This is a genomic window from Edaphobacter sp. (assembly GCF_028283685.1).
Taxonomy (GTDB): domain Bacteria; phylum Acidobacteriota; class Terriglobia; order Terriglobales; family Acidobacteriaceae; genus Edaphobacter.
The window spans coordinates 304,373-321,888 of record NZ_JAPWKF010000008.1; the positions used below are offsets into that span (position 1 = coordinate 304,373).

General features: G+C 58.7%; 11 protein-coding genes, 2 tRNA genes and 3 rRNA genes. 6 read left to right on the top strand and 10 right to left on the bottom strand.

Annotation, left to right across the window (positions count from 1 at the left end; genetic code table 11):
* Window positions 1-354: 354 nt before the first annotated feature.
* The 5 genes from PW789_RS16300 to rrf all read left to right on the top strand — a co-directional run bounded on the left by PW789_RS16300 (window position 355) and on the right by rrf (window position 5,881).
* Window positions 355-1,854 (top strand): 16S ribosomal RNA (locus PW789_RS16300).
* A gap of 296 nt (window positions 1,855-2,150) precedes the next feature.
* Window positions 2,151-2,227: transfer RNA gene (locus PW789_RS16305), tRNA-Ile, on the top strand.
* A gap of 36 nt (window positions 2,228-2,263) precedes the next feature.
* Window positions 2,264-2,339, top strand: a tRNA-Ala gene (locus tag PW789_RS16310).
* A gap of 324 nt (window positions 2,340-2,663) precedes the next feature.
* A 23S ribosomal RNA gene (locus PW789_RS16315) occupies window positions 2,664-5,613 on the top strand.
* 151 nt (window positions 5,614-5,764) lie between these two features.
* A 5S ribosomal RNA gene (gene rrf / locus PW789_RS16320) occupies window positions 5,765-5,881 on the top strand.
* The 16S, 23S and 5S rRNA genes sit together here with 2 tRNA genes alongside, the layout of an rRNA operon.
* Before the next feature lie 91 nt (window positions 5,882-5,972).
* Here rrf and PW789_RS16325 read toward each other — a convergent pair.
* From PW789_RS16325 to PW789_RS16335, 3 genes are all read right to left on the bottom strand, one after another.
* Complete coding sequence (locus tag PW789_RS16325; protein ID WP_299378534.1) at window positions 5,973-6,938, bottom strand: DUF6607 family protein; 966 nt, start codon at window positions 6,936-6,938, stop codon at window positions 5,973-5,975.
* Between the two features lie 80 nt (window positions 6,939-7,018).
* Entirely contained in the window at window positions 7,019-8,287 is a 1,269-nt protein-coding gene (locus tag PW789_RS16330; RefSeq protein ID WP_299378536.1) for a DUF2961 domain-containing protein, read from the bottom strand.
* Window positions 8,288-8,413: 126 nt separating this feature from the next.
* Window positions 8,414-8,692: a hypothetical protein gene (locus tag PW789_RS16335; protein ID WP_299378538.1), complete on the bottom strand. Its 279-nt coding sequence runs from the start codon at window positions 8,690-8,692 to the stop codon at window positions 8,414-8,416.
* Between the two features lie 38 nt (window positions 8,693-8,730).
* Here PW789_RS16335 and PW789_RS16340 point away from each other — a divergent pair, with 38 nt between their 5' ends.
* Window positions 8,731-9,618, top strand: a complete 888-nt coding sequence (locus PW789_RS16340) for a hypothetical protein (RefSeq protein WP_299378540.1) — start codon at window positions 8,731-8,733, stop codon at window positions 9,616-9,618.
* 49 nt (window positions 9,619-9,667) lie between these two features.
* Here PW789_RS16340 and PW789_RS16345 read toward each other — a convergent pair whose 3' ends face one another.
* The 7 genes from PW789_RS16345 to PW789_RS16375 form a co-directional block, all read right to left on the bottom strand.
* On the bottom strand, window positions 9,668-10,042 hold the full coding sequence (locus tag PW789_RS16345; RefSeq protein WP_299378542.1) for an MGMT family protein: 375 nt from the start codon (window positions 10,040-10,042) through the stop codon (window positions 9,668-9,670).
* Window positions 10,043-10,053: 11 nt separating this feature from the next.
* Window positions 10,054-11,556, bottom strand: coding sequence for a sulfatase-like hydrolase/transferase (locus tag PW789_RS16350; protein WP_299378544.1), 1,503 nt, complete (start codon window positions 11,554-11,556; stop codon window positions 10,054-10,056).
* Window positions 11,557-11,695: 139 nt separating this feature from the next.
* Entirely contained in the window at window positions 11,696-13,669 is a 1,974-nt protein-coding gene (locus PW789_RS16355) for a DUF4097 family beta strand repeat-containing protein (protein ID WP_299378546.1), read from the bottom strand.
* Between the two features lie 4 nt (window positions 13,670-13,673).
* The gene (locus PW789_RS16360) at window positions 13,674-14,975 is read right to left on the bottom strand and encodes a B-box zinc finger protein (protein WP_299378548.1); all 1,302 of its coding nucleotides are present in this window, start codon (window positions 14,973-14,975) and stop codon (window positions 13,674-13,676) included.
* Complete coding sequence (locus PW789_RS16365) at window positions 14,972-15,904, bottom strand: zf-HC2 domain-containing protein (protein ID WP_299378550.1); 933 nt, start codon at window positions 15,902-15,904, stop codon at window positions 14,972-14,974. The genes PW789_RS16360 and PW789_RS16365 overlap by 4 nt, the downstream gene beginning before the upstream one ends.
* 61 nt (window positions 15,905-15,965) lie before the next feature.
* Window positions 15,966-16,583: a sigma-70 family RNA polymerase sigma factor gene (locus tag PW789_RS16370; RefSeq protein ID WP_299378552.1), complete on the bottom strand. Its 618-nt coding sequence runs from the start codon at window positions 16,581-16,583 to the stop codon at window positions 15,966-15,968.
* Between the two features lie 390 nt (window positions 16,584-16,973).
* Complete coding sequence (locus PW789_RS16375) at window positions 16,974-17,501, bottom strand: superoxide dismutase family protein (RefSeq protein ID WP_299378554.1); 528 nt, start codon at window positions 17,499-17,501, stop codon at window positions 16,974-16,976.
* Window positions 17,502-17,516: the final 15 nt, after the last annotated feature.

Below are 17,516 nucleotides of genomic sequence, written 5' to 3' on the forward strand. Positions count from 1 at the left end.
GACACGAAACGCTAAGATTGATAATCTTAGAAAGTTCGCTAAAACGTCGAACGCTGCTGAGAAGTAAAGAGTAAGGCTGAGTGAGTCGCCTGAAAGCAGCGAAAACAATGACGAAAACAGCGCATCAAGTTCGAGGACACTGTCCTGGCTTTGAGCCGGATATGTCCTTGATCCAAAGCTGCCCGCCTAGTGTGGATGCAGTTGGGATCTTTGACAACATAGTTGAACGTGCCAGTCGTGAGATGATACGGAATTTGGTTTAGTCATTCTCACTAGTTATATCCTTCGCTCCTTTCGAGCGAGCGAAGGCGTCTGATCTCACGGACCTCCGTCCTGTGAGCAGACACACCAAGATTAAACGAGAGTTTGATCCTGGCTCAGAATCAACGCTGGCGGCGTGCCTAACACATGCAAGTCGCACGAGAAAGGGACTTCGGTCCTGAGTACAGTGGCGCACGGGTGAGTAACACGTGAATCATCTACCTTCGAGTGGGGAATAACTGAGAGAAATCTCGGCTAATACCGCATAATACCTACGGGTCAAAGCAGCAATGCGCTTGAAGAGGAGTTCGCGGCAGATTAGTTAGTTGGCGGGGTAATGGCCCACCAAGACGATGATCTGTATCCGGCCTGAGAGGGCGCACGGACACACTGGAACTGAAACACGGTCCAGACTCCTACGGGAGGCAGCAGTGGGGAATTTTGCGCAATGGGGGAAACCCTGACGCAGCAACGCCGCGTGGAGGATGAAATCCCTTGGGATGTAAACTCCTTTCGATAGGGAAGATAATGACGGTACCTATAGAAGAAGCCCCGGCTAACTTCGTGCCAGCAGCCGCGGTAATACGAGGGGGGCAAGCGTTGTTCGGAATTATTGGGCGTAAAGGGCGCGTAGGCGGTTTGACAAGTCTGATGTGAAATCTCTGGGCTCAACCCAGAGTCTGCATTAGAAACTGTCGGGCTTGAGTATGGGAGAGGTGAGTGGAATTTCCGGTGTAGCGGTGAAATGCGTAGATATCGGAAGGAACACCTGTGGCGAAAGCGGCTCACTGGACCATAACTGACGCTGAGGCGCGAAAGCTAGGGGAGCAAACAGGATTAGATACCCTGGTAGTCCTAGCCCTAAACGATGATTGCTTGGTGTAGCAGGTACCCAATCCTGCTGTGCCGAAGCTAACGCGATAAGCAATCCGCCTGGGGAGTACGGTCGCAAGGCTGAAACTCAAAGGAATTGACGGGGGCCCGCACAAGCGGTGGAGCATGTGGTTTAATTCGACGCAACGCGAAGAACCTTACCTGGGCTCGAAATGTAGTGGAATCCGGTAGAAATATCGGCGTCTAGCAATAGACTGCTATATAGGTGCTGCATGGCTGTCGTCAGCTCGTGTCGTGAGATGTTGGGTTAAGTCCCGCAACGAGCGCAACCCTTATCTTCAGTTGCTACCATTTAGTTGAGCACTCTGACGAAACCGCCTCGGATAACGGGGAGGAAGGTGGGGATGACGTCAAGTCCTCATGGCCTTTATGTCCAGGGCTACACACGTGCTACAATGGCCGGTACAAACCGCTGCAAACCCGCGAGGGGGAGCTAATCGGAAAAAGCCGGCCTCAGTTCGGATTGGAGTCTGCAACTCGACTCCATGAAGCTGGAATCGCTAGTAATCGCAGATCAGCATGCTGCGGTGAATACGTTCCCGGGCCTTGTACACACCGCCCGTCACATCACGAAAGTGGGTTGCACTAGAAGTCGGTGCGCTAACCGCAAGGAAGCAGCCGCCCAAGGTGTAATTCATGATTGGGGTGAAGTCGTAACAAGGTAGCCGTAGGAGAACCTGCGGCTGGATCACCTCCTTTCTAAGAGAGAACGTCATGGCACTCGGATACGCCTCGCGACCGCGAGCAGCTCTAGTAGCTGAGTATTCCGGGACGTTGTCATGTACCATCTTGAGCTATCAAGTCTGCTCAAGATGAGCCTGAACTAAACCTTCTCTTTGCCGATATCGATCAACATCGATGGTCAGGAGCGGCGTAGCCGCTCCGCACGTTCAACTGTGTCCTCGAAACCTTTTCGAGAAAAAGCCAGCTAGTAGCTCCTAGCCGTTAGCTTTTTAGCTAAATGCTAGGGGCTAACAGCTAGAAGCCGCTGTTACGGGCCTGTAGCTCAGTTGGTTAGAGCGCACCCCTGATAAGGGTGAGGTCGGTAGTTCGAATCTACCCAGGCCCACCACCTTTACGCAAAATTCTGCTATACTGGCAGAGCGATGGGGCTGTAGCTCAGTTGGGAGAGCGCCTGCTTTGCAAGCAGGATGTCATCGGTTCGATCCCGGTCAGCTCCACCATCCTCTCTCGAATAAGGATAGTAAGCCTGCTAAAGGTTGAAATTCTGCGCAAGCGGAGTTTGAACCTTGAGCAGGAATGCTCGAGCCGCCTGAGGGCGCGACAGCGACGTAAGTCGCTCGACGATTTTTGACAACTGAATAGATTGGGTAAATATAACTACAAGGCTGAGCCCACCGCCTACTGCGAAAGCAGGAAGCGAGTGGAACAGTTATTGAGTGTCTTTAGATAATTCGTATCAACATAATGATACAGGCGAATGGACAAACGTAGATTGCTTGAAATGGGTAGAGGTTGTTTCTCTACTGCGTGCGAGTAAATTCTATGGTCAAGCTACTAAGGGCGCACGGTGGATGCCTTGGCAGAAACAGGCGATGAAGGACGTGGCAAGCTGCGATAAGCTTCGGGGAGCCGCACACAGGCGTTGATCCGGAGATTTCCGAATGGGGAAACCCACATACGTAAACCGTATGTATGTCTCACTGAATTCATAGGTGAGAACAAGCGAACGGAGGGAAGTGAACCATCTCAGTACCTCCAGGAGGAGAAAGAAACCTCGATTCCGAAAGTAGTGGCGAGCGAAATCGGAACAGCCCAAACCCGTACTATTTAGGTAGTTCGGGGGTTGTAGGGCCTGCAACAGTAGAGTTACCAATCTGGTCGATAGTCGAAGCTTCTGGAAAGAGGCTCCAAAGAGGGTGACAGACCCGTAGACGAAATTGATCCAGACTCGAAGCAGGTACCTGAGTAAGGCGGGGCACGAGAAACCCTGCTTGAATCCACGGGGACCATCCCGTAAGGCTAAATACTCGTTTCTGACCGATAGTGAACCAGTACCGTGAGGGAAAGGCGAAAAGCACCCCATTGAGGGGAGTGAAAAGTACCTGAAACCGTGTGCCTACAAGCAGTGGGAGGACTATGCCCGTAAGGGAATGTCTGACCGCGTGCCTATTGCATAATGAGCCGGCTAGTTATTCTTGTCAGCAAGGTTAAGCGTGAGCGAGCCGCAGCGAAAGCGAGTCTGAATAGGGCGATAAGTTGGCAGGAATAGACGCGAAGCGGGATGATCTACCCTTGGCCAGGTTGAAGGTGAGGTAACACTCACTGGAGGACCGAACCGGTGTTTGTTGAAAAAAGCTCGGATGAGCTGAGGGTAGGGGTGAAAGGCTAATCAAATTCCGTGATAGCTCGTTCTCTCCGAAATAGCTTTAGGGCTAGCCTCGGGTGATTTGGATTGGTGGTAGAGACATGATTGGACTAGGGGGCTTTCCGGCTTACTGAATCCAGCCAAACTTCGAATGCCAATCACAACCAGCCCGGGAGTCAGACTGTGGGGGCTAAGCTTCACAGTCAAGAGGAAAACAGTCCAGACCGCCTGCTAAGGTCCCCAAATTACAGTTAAGTGGGAAAGGAAGTCGGAACTCTCAGACAGCCAGGAGGTTGGCTTAGAAGCAGCCATCCTTTAAAGAAAGCGTAATAGCTCACTGGTCAAGAGGTCCGGTGCCGACAATACAACGGGGCTAAAACTGTATACCGAAGCAGCGGATGCACATCTTTGATGTGCGTGGTAGGAGAGCATTCTCACGGCAATGAAGTCAGACTGAGAAGACTGATGGAGCTTTGAGAAGAGACCCTGCCGGCATAAGTAGCGATAAGGGAGGTGAGAACCCTCCCCGCCGAAAGTCTAAGGTTTCCTGAGGAAGGTTAATCCGCTCAGGGTTAGGCGGTCCCTAAGCTGAGGCCGAAAGGCGTAAGCGATGGACATCCGGTTAATATTCCGGACCTCCCAGTTTTTCGTTATCACGATGGGGTGACGCAGAAGGATAAGCAGGACCTCCTATGGCTATGGGGTTCGATGCGCGTAAGCTGGTTTTCCTAGGCAAATCCGGGAAGACTTAACAGTGAGGCGCAAAGCAGTAAGCCGAATGGCTGAAAGCTGCTGATTTCATGCTGCCAAGAAAAACCTCTAAGGAGAGAAATTGGGAACCGTACCACAAACCGACACAGGTAGACGAGGAGAATATCCAAAGGCGCTCGAGTGAAAGCTTGTTAAGGAACTCGGCAAATTAGACCCGTAACTTCGGGAGAAGGGTCGCCACGGAGGTGCATAGCCTCTCGTGGCCGCAGCGAAATGCGAACGGCGACTGTTTAACAAAAACACAGGTCTCTGCAAAGTCTAAAACGACGTATAGGGGCTGACTCCTGCCCGGTGCCGGAAGGTTAAAGGGAGAGGTTAGGGCGCAAGCTCGAAGCTTCTAACTGAAGCCCCGGTGAACGGCGGCCGTAACTATAACGGTCCTAAGGTAGCGAAATTCCTTGTCGGGTAAGTTCCGACCTGCACGAATGGAGTAACGATCGTTCGACTGTCTTAACGAGTTGCTCGGCGAACTTGTAGTACCGGTGAAGATGCCGGTTACCCGCAGCTAGACGAAAAGACCCCGTGCACCTTTACTATACTTTTACAGTGGGTTACGGCAATTGCTGCGCAGGATAGGTGGGAGGCTTTGAGACCAGATTCTTGGATTTGGTGGAGCCAACGGTGAGATACCACCCTGCGATTGTTGTGATCCTAACCTCCTCCCATGATCTGGGAGAGGGACATTGTAAGACGGGTAGTTTGACTGGGGCGGTCGCCTCCTAAATTGTAACGGAGGCGCGCGAAGCTACACTCAGGTCGTTTGGAAATCGACCGTCGAGTGCAAAGGCATAAGTGTGGTTAACTGTGAGACCTACAAGTCGAGCAGATGCGAAAGCAGGCCTTAGTGATCCGGTGGTTCTGTATGGAAGGGCCATCGCTCAACGGATAAAAGGTACGCCGGGGATAACAGGCTGATCATTGCCAAGAGTTCATATCGACGCAATGGTTTGGCACCTCGATGTCGGCTCATCACATCCTGGAGCTGTAGAAGGTTCCAAGGGTTAGGCTGTTCGCCTATTAAAGTGGTACGTGAGCTGGGTTCAGAACGTCGCGAGACAGTTCGGTCTCTATCTGCTGTGGGCGTAGGAGATTTGAAGAGGGCTGTCCTTAGTACGAGAGGACCGGGATGGACGAACCTCTTGTGTTCCAGTTGTCATGCCAATGGCACGGCTGGGTAGCGAAGTTCGGTTGTGATAACCGCTGAATGCATATAAGCGGGAAGCACGCTCTAAGATGAGATCTCCCAACCCGTAAGGGAAATGAAGGGCCCAGGAAGACCACCTGGTTGATAGGCTGGATGTGGAAGCGCAGCAATGTGTGAAGCTTACCAGTACTAATCGCCCGTTCGGCTTGTCCATAGAATTTACTCTGCGCAGTGAGATTCATTCGCGCTAGAGAGACTCAATACAAGCTTTGTAGTTATAAAAGACTACGTAATACGCAAATTTGGTAAATGTCTGCTCAATCTATTCAGTTGTGAAGTATCGCGCGAGCGAATTTCTCAAGTTTGCCGGTGAGTTTACCGCGAGGGTCACACCCGTTCCCATCCCGAACACGGAAGTTAAGCCTCGTTGGGCCGATGGTACTGCACGCGTAAGTGTGTGGGAGATTAGGTGATCGCCGGCATTACATCGAAAAGCCCCATCTTCGGATGGGGCTTTTGCTTTTAACTTCACTCCTGCCTCTCAAATGCCAAAGGAAAGGCAAGAGCAAGCCCTTACTTCCTGGCCTGAGTCTCTTCGATCACCTTCTTCACCGCTGCCTTTGCTGCCGCACGGTTCTCCGGCTTCGTCAGATCCTTTTTGATCCACGTCTCTTCAAGATCCGAGATCATTCCGTAGCGCGAGTCCTTCCCTTTCGGCGTTAGAGCATCGGTCCAGGTCCTTGCCCCCTTCAGCTCCTCGTCCCAGGCCTCCCGTGTAATGTCCCAAAAGATCATTCGGTCCTTCGAGGCAAAGTCCCGCGCATCTTTGCACTCATTGTCGGGGAGCCGAACGTACCAGGTTTTACCTAACTCCTTGACCAGAGGCGTCTTGGTCCCAGCCTCGTCGATCATCTTGGTATTCTTCTCGCGCTCCAGCCAGCTTCGGTCATAGACCACAAGCTTGCTCCCGCGCTCCAGATCCTGATAGTCCTTTCGCTTCATGTCGCGGTACTCGCGCCCCGGGATCGGCGCTATGTCGTCGCAGCTCCAACTGGCATACTCGGTATCGGTCGACCATGCCGCCGCGCATTGATAACGCAGCCCGTCGTCCAGCGAGGTCACCCGCCGCAGCCAGAGGTTTGGCGTCGCCGAGAGATCCTTCGCCACCCAGGTATCCTTCCCCTGGTAGTCAAACAGCGACTTCGCATTGAACTCCCAGTCCTCGCCCGTATGCCGAATAATGCCGCCCGGCATATGTTCCCCCTTCAGGTCGACCCCCTGCAGTACATGCTGCAGCTTGATCCTTGTCGGTGAGATCTCCGTAGCGACGATCCACTCCTTGATCGACTTGTTCAGGTTCACGTCGTAAACGCGGTTGTCCTTCGTATACCCAGGCTTCAAAGCCTCCGTCTCGACGAAGCTGTAGTCCACCAGAAAACAGCCGGTCCGGTCTTCGATCGCCTTCTTCCCGCGCTCCAGCTGCGCATCCTGCGCCAGAGCGGTCGTTGCTGCCAGCACAAATGCGGCACACTTCTTCATCGTCTTCGTTCCCTTCAAATTTCAATGGTGCAGACGAAGACAGACTAATTTAGTCCTATATTGAGATTCAAGCCCGGTGCTCAATGAGGCTGCTGTGCTGCGGGAGGAGTCGTCGTTGGATCGCTCGTCCGGCTCGCCGCTCCGGGGGGCGTCGCCACCGATGGTGGTGCCTGCGGAGCCTGCGTTGGAGCAGCCGGAAGTGGTGGCGCGTCATTCTTCTGCGGCCCGTTGCCCGGCCCGCCCGTCCCAAAGATCGCCGGAAGCCTCGTCTCTACCGGCGGCAGCGGAGGAAACGGGGTATGCGGCTCAGCCTGGTACCAGTAGCTCTCCGAGTAGTAGTTGTCGGTGCGATGGTTGGCATGGCCATGCTCGATCGTGCCCTTGAAGTACTTGGAAAACGGAACCGGCGAATCCAGGTGGAAGCGATAGACGATCGTGCGGCTGCCTGCCAGCTCGTCGCCCTTAATTGGTGCGCCATAGCTCTGATACGAGAAGCGGTTGGACCCGAAGCCCCACGCACCCAGAATGTAGTCCTCCGCACCCGTGCCGACGATAGCGGGCGTTGTCGGGTCGTCGATGAACAGCATATCGTCGCCTTCGCCCCACCATCCATCCTGGTTCTGCAGCACGCCCAGCGTCAGGCCCACGTAGTGGCCGCGCCCATTGGCCTCCATGAAGACGTAGTTGTCCTTGCCATCCTTGTTCGGCCGGTTGTTGATCGCGGGATCGCCGTTGGCGTACCAGTCCGTCGTCCACGCGGAGTTTGGAGCCGCCTGGCGATACTGCGCATGAAAGTAGAGCGACTCGTTGTCCGCCGTCTTCGACCCCATGCGGTAGTCGATGTTGAAGTACACATTCTGCGCCGCGACCCTGCCTTCGTTGGTCAGCGTGATGCGCGCATGCTTGCGGAACGGCATGGGGAAGAAGCAGTTCATGCCGCGGTCGTTGCCGACGGAGAGCACCGCCGACTCCCAGTTGTGATAATCCCCCAGGTTCAGGCCGAAGAAGTCTCCCACCGGCGTCTCCACGCTCGGCGAGCTCTCGTTGTCCCAGTAGATGCGCAGGACGATCCGCTTCAGGTGGTACTTCTCGCGATCGCTGATGGTCATCCAGATATGCGAGACCAGCCCCGGCCCATCCGTATCCAGCAGCGTCATGGTTGCCGCAGGCTGCAGAATGCGTGAGTCGGCATTGCCGCCCAGCGGGTCCGTGCTCGAGGCGCGATGCAGCGTGTAGTTCTGCGGCCGGGTGAGATCGACGTTGGGCCGAATCTCCTGCGCGAAGCAGGGAAGGCAGCAAGCTGCGAACAGTAGTGCCAGGGAAGATGATGCGACAACGGGACGCTTCATGAAAGTTGCTCTCCTCGAGGAATGGAATCTGTGACTTTTCATGACGGCATGGCTATCGTGGAGCGTATGGAATCTCGAAGTGACGTCCGCAGCATTCTTACAGGAGAGATGCGAAACGCTCAACGTCTACCGGCGATCGAGTCTTCCTTTGCCCGGGATCGAGGGGAAAAACGCTGATGGTGCGAAACCTTCGCGGCCTTCTTCTTCTGCTGCTTTGCGGCGCATGCTCCAGCTGCGCGCATCGGCGCGTTCGGCCAGTCGTCCAGAGCCTGGTGCTCGAAGAAAAGACAGGCTATGCCTTGTTAGTCCCAGGTGCCGCGACCGCGAACGCTGCAGGATATCAAACCACCAGTGTTCCGCTGCTCGCAGGCAGGCCCGCATCAGCAGGGCAATCTTCTTCATCATGCGCCATCGCGGGAGAGGTCTTCTCGCTCAATCCGGTCATGGCGGAAGGCGTCCTGCGCTGGACGATTCGCAGCCCCTCGGAACAGGGATGGGCTGCTTCGGCAACAAAGTATGACATTCATGCCGAGTGGTCACAGTTCATTCACGAGCTGTTGCGGCTGCAGGATCAGTCATGCTTTCCTGCCAACCTGCCTTTCTTCACCATCCGCCGTCTCATCGCCGAGAGCATGCCTCTACCGGCAGCAGAGGTCGCGTTCTTCCTCTACTCGTTTGGCGGAACCGGATATGTGGACCTCGTTCCGGGGATGGAGTTGAAGCTGGAGCGGCCACTCCGGGAGAAGGAGCTATCCTCCACCCACGGCAAGCTGACCTCGGTCGAAGCTGTCTATCGCGTCGTCTCCTCATCGGGCCGGAACGTGGGCCTGCGCCAGGTCTCGGCAATGGGCCGCAAAGAGGCCAGCATCAGCCGCGAACAGAAACAGTCGATCTTCGATCTGCCCTCTCTTCTTCGCGACAAGCCCGCATTGCGTCTGTTTCTCGCAGAGGCGGGCGATCACGACAATCTGCCCGGGATCATCGCCGCCACCAGCACCGCAACGGAGATGCCCGAGCTGACAACGGCGATCGTCCACGAACCGAGGAGCTGTCCGCGATCGATCCCTGCAGGGGAGGCCTGCGTCTTCTTCAATGGAACCGCCGTGAATCTGCTGTCCTCCATTGAGATCAACGGAAAGCAGGAGCTGCTTCCGTTCGGCACCTCGCTTGGATACGTCGTCGACGTCAGGGCGAAGGGCAACGCGTTAACGTCGTTTTCTCTGAAGCGCCAGCTTGCGACAGGGGATTACGCCGAGGTGAAGTTTGCACCGACGCTCGACGCCATTCAGCAGATCGTTCTGTTGCCCGGCGATCTGTTGCGCTGGAAATAATTGGGGAGGCAGGATCTCGCGGACCTCGACTAGAGAGTCCTCTCAGCTGCTACAAGGTCTCCCAGCTGCGCAGCTCGTGCTCGTAGCGATCCATGTCGATTCGTTTGCCGGTAAAGCGGATGCCCTCCATCTCCAGTCGCATCCGCTGCTCGCGTGCGGCCTCTCCGCGCAGCTTGATCTCTCCTCCTGCGCCGACGATGCGCTGCCACGGCAGCACCTGGCTCAGCTCCGAGCGCAGCAGCTTTGCCACCGCGCGGTGATACAGCGGATAACCCGCCGCTGCCGCCACCTTGCCATAGGTCGAGACCTTGCCCTTCGGCACCGAGCGGATGATGCGGCAAAAGGCCTCATCGCGCTCCTCGTTCCTGCGCAGATTTTCTCTGAGGAAGCGCCTCCTCATATCCTGTGGAATCGGTAGAGACATCCGATCGCTCCTTAATGCTTCAGCGAGGCCAGCCACGGACTCGCCGGTGTCGCCATCGGCTGCCGTTCCAGATGCAGCCCATCATGTTCCGCGACGCTATAGGACGTAAAGTACTCGTTCAGCCGCTGCTCCATCGCACGAATCGTGGCTGCATGCTCCGGGGCGCTGTACACGTTTTCGGTCTCGCGCGGGTCCGCCTTCAGATCGTAGAACTCATTGGGAAACCTCACGCCCTGGTACGGATAGCGCACGATCAGCTTGTAGCCGTCGAGGCGAATCATGCGGGCATTCCCATACTCGCAGAAGATCGCGTTGTGGGCAGTCGAGCCTCGATTCCCGTCTCCCTGAAGCAGCGGCAGATAGGATCGTCCCGGCGAATGAATTCCCTTCGCCTTCTTCGCATCTGGAGCGGCCCCGGCCACATCCAGCAACGTGGCAAACAGATCGCAGTGGTTCACCGGTGCATCGCAGCTCAAGCCCTGGGCCAACCCACCTTTCGGCCACGAGATCGTACATGGCACGCGAATCGATTCTTCGAGAAAATTCTGTGGAATCGTCGCATTGCCCTTCTCCCACATGCCGTGATGGCCTGCATTCAGGCCGTGGTCGCCGGTGTAGACCACCAGCGTGTTCTCAAGCTCGCCCGTACTCTCCAGCTCGTCGAGCAGCCTCCCCACCTCTCGATCGATGGTCGAAGCGGCCGCGTAATACTGTTCGTGCTTGCTACGCTCTGCCGCCGCATCGCCGGTGACGGGAATCAGTGGTGTGCCATGCTCCTTACAGAAGACTTCACGCGGAATATCGCGGAAGCTCGCCTTCTTATACGCGGCGACCATCTCCTCCGGCATCTGTGCATGGGGCGAATGCGTGTCGGTGTAGCCCACAAACAGGAAGAACGGCTTTTCCTTCTTCGTCCGATCGGCGGCGTGACTCCGCAGAAACCGCAGCGCCTGATCCGTCAGCAGAGCAGATTGCAGGCCCTCCGCCGTCACGTGCTTTCCATTGTCGGAGAAGTTCTGCGTGCCGTTGTGCGGGTACTGGTTCTCCCAGTAGCAGAACCACTCATCAAAGCCTGGATGCGGGTCGCGCTCAAAGCCGCAGTGCCACTTGCCGACCAGTCCTGTGTGATAGCCCGCGTCCTGCAGCAGCTCGGAGATCAACGTCTGTCCCTTCAGCCAGGGCGCGGCATAGGCCTGCGTCTTCTCTTCAATCCAGTCATGGATGCCGTGCTGCGACGGCATGCGTCCGGTAAAGAAGCTGGCACGCGCGGGCGAGCAGACCGGGCAGGTGGTAAAGGCATTGTCCATTCGCACACCATCGCGTGCCAGGCGGCTCATGTTCGGTGTGTGCACCTCGGAGTTCCCATAGGCCTCCTGCAGCCACTGTCCATGATCGTCCGTGAGGAAGACAAGAATGTTCGGCCGCTTCCTGCTGGTTGGATTCGAGGCTGCCTTCTGTGCATTCGCCGGGACGGTGACGGCTGCCGAGGCAGAGATCGCTGCCAGGGACTTCAAGAGTTCTCTGCGTTTCAAACCTCTGCTCCTCGGTCGCGGGACATTTCAGTATGGTACGTAACTTCGCGCCTGCACCGCGCTCGCAAAATGAAGAGGGCCGGCATGCAGCCGGCCCTCTTCGTGAAACAGGCTTTCTGGACTACCGTTCCGCTTTGGCGCGGTCGCGTTCTGCTGCGGCCCGTTTCACCATGGCATCCGCCTGCGCCAGCCGGGCCCTGATCTCGGGCTCGGTCAGCGAGTGGCCGCCGGGGCTCATGGCATTCTGCGTGCCGTCGGCGTTGATGGTGATACGCGTGCCGTCGCGGCCGATGTAGATCTTCGATCCATCCGCGTTGGTGGTGTAGCGTGTGCCATCGCTGCCACGATAGATCTTCGATCCGTCAGCGTTCGATACCAGGCTCGTTCCATTGCGGTTGTATACGCTGGAGCCGTCCGGGCTGGAGTTGATGCGCAGACCGTTCTTGTCGATGATGACCGAGTTGCCATCGGAGGACTGGATGTTCAGGCCTTCCTTGCCGAGATCGATCGAATCGCCGCCATCGTGCACAGAGAGCTTGGGCGGCTTCGGCGGCGGAGGAGGCAGGGGAGCGATCGACGCCTTCTGCAGCTTGATATCGTTCTGCGTCGTCGTGATGCGAACCAGCGGACCGCCCTTGCCCACGGCGCCGGAGTACGACTTGTGGCTCGACTCGTCCGATCCTGTCTGCTCCAGACCGAAGTCGTTCGAGAGGTCGCCGTTGGTGGTCTCGGCCTGCACGTTGAAGCCAACGTTCTCAGGCACCGTCAGGTCCACCGAACCGCTGCGATTCTCCACCGTGATATTGCCCATCGGCGGCGCTGCCGTGATGTCCACCGAGCCGTTGCGGTTGGTCACCGAGATATCGCCCGAGATCCGCTCCAGCGTGACGTTGCGGTTGCGCGTCGCCAGCGTCAGCGGTCCGGCTACCTGGTCGGCGCTCAGATCAGCGTTCGGGCTGATCTCGACTTCGCCGTCCAGCCGTCCCATCCGCAGATCGGTGCGGCTGGTGTGGAAGCGGGTGTTGGAGGTGATGTGCTGCAGATGCGTGGTGCCGAAGAACTCGCCATCCATCGTCGCCGTGCCGTTCACCTCGGAGAAGCTCAGGTCATGCGCCCGTCCCTGCACCGAGACCGGGCCGGTAACGGAGTGGACCGAGAGCGACGAATCGCCGTTGTTGATCCGTGCATTCACCGGTCCGGTGATGCCCGTGACCGCCACGTCGCCGTGGTTCGAGGTCACATTTACCGCCGCACGGATCGACGAGATATGCACCTCGCCGCGATTGGAGAAGACAGTGGAAGGCGTTCCCGCCGGAAGCGTGACGGTGACGTCGGCGCGGCTGCCCTCGATGGTCGGCATCGAGATCTTCAGCTGGCTGCCGTCGTTGTCCACCTTGGGCGAAAGATCCTGCGCCCTGCGGTCGGCCTCGGAGTCCGAGCGGGTGTACACCTGTTTGTGGACGTCGATGTGTACCTGGTTGTCGTCGCTGGTGCCGTTGACCGTCACATCGCCGCGAGGGTTGTCGATGGTCACGCCGTAGCCCGCGGGCAGAGCCTGCACCAGCGTCTGATCGCTCTCGTGCTTGTCGCCCATGAACTCGTCCATGCTGTCCGGGTCCATGTTGAAGGCATGCCCGAAGGCGCCGGTGTGCATGCCGTTGAAGACCACGCCGCACAGGCCGAGGATCAGCACCAGGGCGAAGACGCCTCCGCCAAGCGAACGGCGGCGCATCATCGGCTCATCGGTGTGGAAGTAGCTGTCCCATCCCCACTCCAGCAGCATCACGATGCCGATGCCGACCAGAAGCAACGGCCACCAGCGGCCGTACCAGGCCCAGAAGAACGTGGAGGAGATGCGTCCCGTCTGCACCAGCAGGAAGATGACTCCGGTGGCGATCATCAGCAGCGGACCGACGATCGAGGTGCGGCGCAGACCGCGCTGCTGCGCGCGATAGGCCTGTTGCTGGGCGCGGTAGTAATCGCGCTGCATCCTGGCCTGCTGGCGCATCACGTCGCGCTGATAGCGCCAGTCGCCCTGGGGTGGCGGAGGGTAGCCTCCGGGCTGGTTGAATGGAGGAGGTGGTTGGCTCGCCATGTGTCTACCGACCTTCCTCGTTCTGCTGGCTGGATGGCTCTGCCGGAGTGCTTGGCGGAACGACGGAGCCGCCCGGTCCCGGATACGGTGCCGCGGCGTATGCCGCAGGAGCATTGGCCGGGTTGAAGGCCGTGCGCTCGAAGATCGTCATCAGGCCGGCGGCGATGATGAACAGCGGCCAGCTGTGTCCCCAGCCCAGGATGTGAAAGTTGGCCAGCAGGAACATGACGCCGGTAAGAATCACCCAGATCGAGCTGCGCAGGGCGCCGAACAGACGCACCCGGTAGAAGGCGGTGCCATCGTCGGACAGTGTCGCTCCGGTCGAGGTCATCTTGTGCATGAAGATCCACACGCCGAGGCCGATCAGGAGTGCAGGAAGCATCAGCCGTCCGGCGAAGCCGTGGAGGATGCCGGCGTTGCCTACCAGGAAGACCGCGCCCAGGCCGATCAGCCAGATCGCGCCCATCGGAAAGCGGCCGCGCGCTCCGGGAAGCGGTGCATTGGGATCGAAGGCAGGCGGAGGAACCACATACGGGTTGGCCGACGGTGGAGCGTAGCTGTTCCACGGCGCATCCCAGCCCGGCTGCTGCGGAGGGACCGCCGAAGCAGCAGGAGGGGCGTAGGCGTTGGGCGGATTAGCCGGGGCCGCATAAGACGGAGCTACATACGGATTGACCGGTGGCGCATAAGGCTCGCCCGCCACCGGGACTGGGCCGCCGGGGGCCGTGCCCCAGCTCTTGCCGAAGCCCAGGCGCTCGCCAAGGTCGTTCAGGCCGAATGGGTTCGGCAGCGGCGTGCCGTCACGACGGGCACGGGCCGTGCCGTAGGCCTCGAAGACCTGGTAGAAGACCCAGCCCGCGACGAAGATGCCGAAGACATCGTGCTGGTCGGACAGAGAGACCAGGATGGCGAAGATGATCAGGTGAACGATGCCCTTGGCGTATTGGCCGTTGTACATCGCACCCACGCCGGGGATGAAGCCCAGCATGGCCGCGAGACCGGGATTGGGCGCGCCGGTCGGTGGCGGCGGGGGAATCGGGCCGCTGGCAGTGTACCCGGTGCTCGGGTCCGTATAGGTGTAGCTGCCGCCGTTGGGGCCGGTGGTAAAGTTCACACCGCTGACGTTGCCGGAGGCATAACCCGCTCCTGGGGGTGGCGGTGCGGAGGCCCCGGCGAGCCGGGCCTCAAGGCATGGTTCGCAGAAGACGGCCGAGCCGACGGTGCGGGTGCATTCCTGGCAGAGAGGTTTGCCGCAGTTCTGGCAGAAAGCGATCTTTTCGCGCTCTGGATGGTTGGCGCAGTTCATGCCTGTCCCCCTTGGTGGTGCCGAATGACGTTGGGTGTGACGAACGAGACCTGGGTGAGCCGCACAGCAGGCTGGGGGGAGCCGGGCTGTACGGAGTGGTTGTGATTGGTGACCGAAGCGGTGAACTGCCTCGAATTGCCGGGAACGTTGCTGCGGCTCGAGCCCGAACGCGGACGCGGAGCCGGCTGCTTATGTTCCTCTGGAGTCTTCTGATCGTTCTGCTGATCGCCGGAGGGTGCGGCCTGGCTCGCCGGTGCGCTCTCTTCGTTGTCGTGCTGCTGCAGATCGCGCACCCGCGACTCCAGCTCATAGACCACGCGCAGGTTGTCGATCGAACGGGCCACGCGCGCATTGGTGTCGTAGAAGCTGCGCCGGATGCTCGACGGGGTAAAGTCCGAGGCGCGCAGCTGGGTGAGGTGTATGCCGGTCAGGTTCATCGTCAGCGCAATGGAGAAGAACGCCATCGCCGCCGTCATCGCCAGCCGGGGCTGCATGAAGGTGTGGCGCAGCGTCTGGATGTGGAAGGCGTTGACGACCCGCTGACGGAAGGGAAGAACCTTTGCGCCATAGGCGGCTGCCGGCACGGCCTGGGGAACAGCCACTGGCCGGCCCAGAAGAGTGTTCGGCTCGAAGCTGGTCTCCGGCTCGGAGACCTCGACGCGGGGTCCGGTCGTGGCCAGGATACGGGCCAGCAGGTCGCCTCCCGGCTCCGGCTGCGCGTCCTTCAGCATCACCAGCCAGTCCGCGCCGCGGCGGGCGTCCATGTACATCCGCGAGCAGTCCGCGCAGGTGGTCAGGTGCAGGTCGAAGACCGCCTGCTCGTCGGCCGAAAGAGTGTGGTCCAGCGCATCGGCCAGCAAGGCCTCGCAGCGTGCGCAGTCGGCTTTACTCCTCGACCCGGAGGGCTGCGCGCTCCCGAACTGATTCATCTCTGCCACCTGAAACCACCTCTCTTCCTACCATCTCATCCTGAAGCGACCTTCTATGCTTCTAAACCTGTCGTTGTATACGTTGTAACAAACGTGCAAGTTCCCCGCGACCGCGACTGATGCGGCTTTTTACCGTGCCCTCGGGGACGCGCAGCACCTGCGCGATCTCCTTGTAATCCATGTCTTCCAGATCGCGAAGAATCACGGCCTCGCGAAGCTCCGGCGAGAGCTGCTTCAGCGCCTCCTGGATGCGGCTCTTCATCTCCAGCGAAGCCACGTGCTTTTCCTGGTTGTCGCGGGTATCGGCCAGCCGGTCGGCCATCGTCGGGCCGTCCTCTTCGCCGTCGAACGTCGCATCCAGCGAGTCAGAGGCGCGGTCCAGCCGCGTGCGGCGGAAGTGATCCACCAGCAGGTTGCGCGCCAGCGTTGTAATCCACGTCTGGAAGCTGCCCTTCTGCAGGTCGAAGCTGGAAAGATTGCGGTAGAGCTTCAGGAAGACGTCCTGCGTCAGGTCCTCGGCGTCGGTCGACGACCCGGTAAAGCGATAGCAGATGGCATAGATCCGGCGGTGCTGGGACGTGACAAGCTGCTGCCATGCCTGGCCGTCGCCAGCGATACATTGGCGAACAAGCTTGGCAAGAGCCTCCTGTGCAGCATCCTGTTCCGGGGTTCGCTCCAACGTAGCCTCAAATTACCCTTGACGACGGTGGTACGAGTGTATCGCGTTGCGGAGCCGTTCGAGCGGCTCCGGAAGCGCGGTTATCCGGCTTGGAACGAATAACCTGCACCTGTTGGGATGACCTGCGGGCGGGCTTCGGCGAGAGACTGGTGCCGGATACTGGAATCGCCATGTGAAGAACGCCCATGGGGTGCTATACGCAGGCTTGCGGGAATTGTTCACAGGCTTTCCGCAGCCCGGAAATCCTGCCGGAACATGCAGATCGCGGGCCTGACGTCATGTAGCCGACAGTCTGGCCGAGGGGCAACAGTAAAGGGGAGGCGCCACTGGCGCATCCCCTTTACTGTGTTTCATTTGCTGCTGTTTGCAGATGTGTTTCGGTTCCGGGATCTACTGTGCCGGAGGAACAATGACGCCGCAGGCGATGCGGTTACCCGCGTTGCCGGTCGGGTCGGTCTTCATGTCGTCGGCCTTCTCGTGCACCATGACGGACGTACCGCCGTTGGCGAAGATCGAGTTCGACGCGGCCGGGTCCATCGAGAGGTAGTCCACCGTGAAGGTGGCGTGAGCCGTTCCGTCGCCACCAACCTCAAGATTCTTGGGCATATCGCCGTCGTGGTGACCCATCGGGTTGTCGGTGCCGTGCTGCTTGGTGGTGGGGTTGAAGTGGCCACCGGCCGACTTGAAGTCCGGAGCCTCGCACAGAGGCTTCTGGTGAATGTGGATCGCGTGCTCCCCCATGGGAAGGTTCTTCAGGTTGACGCGGAGCGTTACCTTGTCTTTCTTGGAGCTGAAGGCCACAGTGCCGGCGTCCTTGCCGTCGGCGGTCTTGAGGTTGACGACGTAAGGCTTGGTCTTGGCTGCGAAGGCGGGGGTAACCGCGAAACTGATCGCAAGGATGGCTGCTGAAAGGCGCATCGTGCTTTTCTCCTG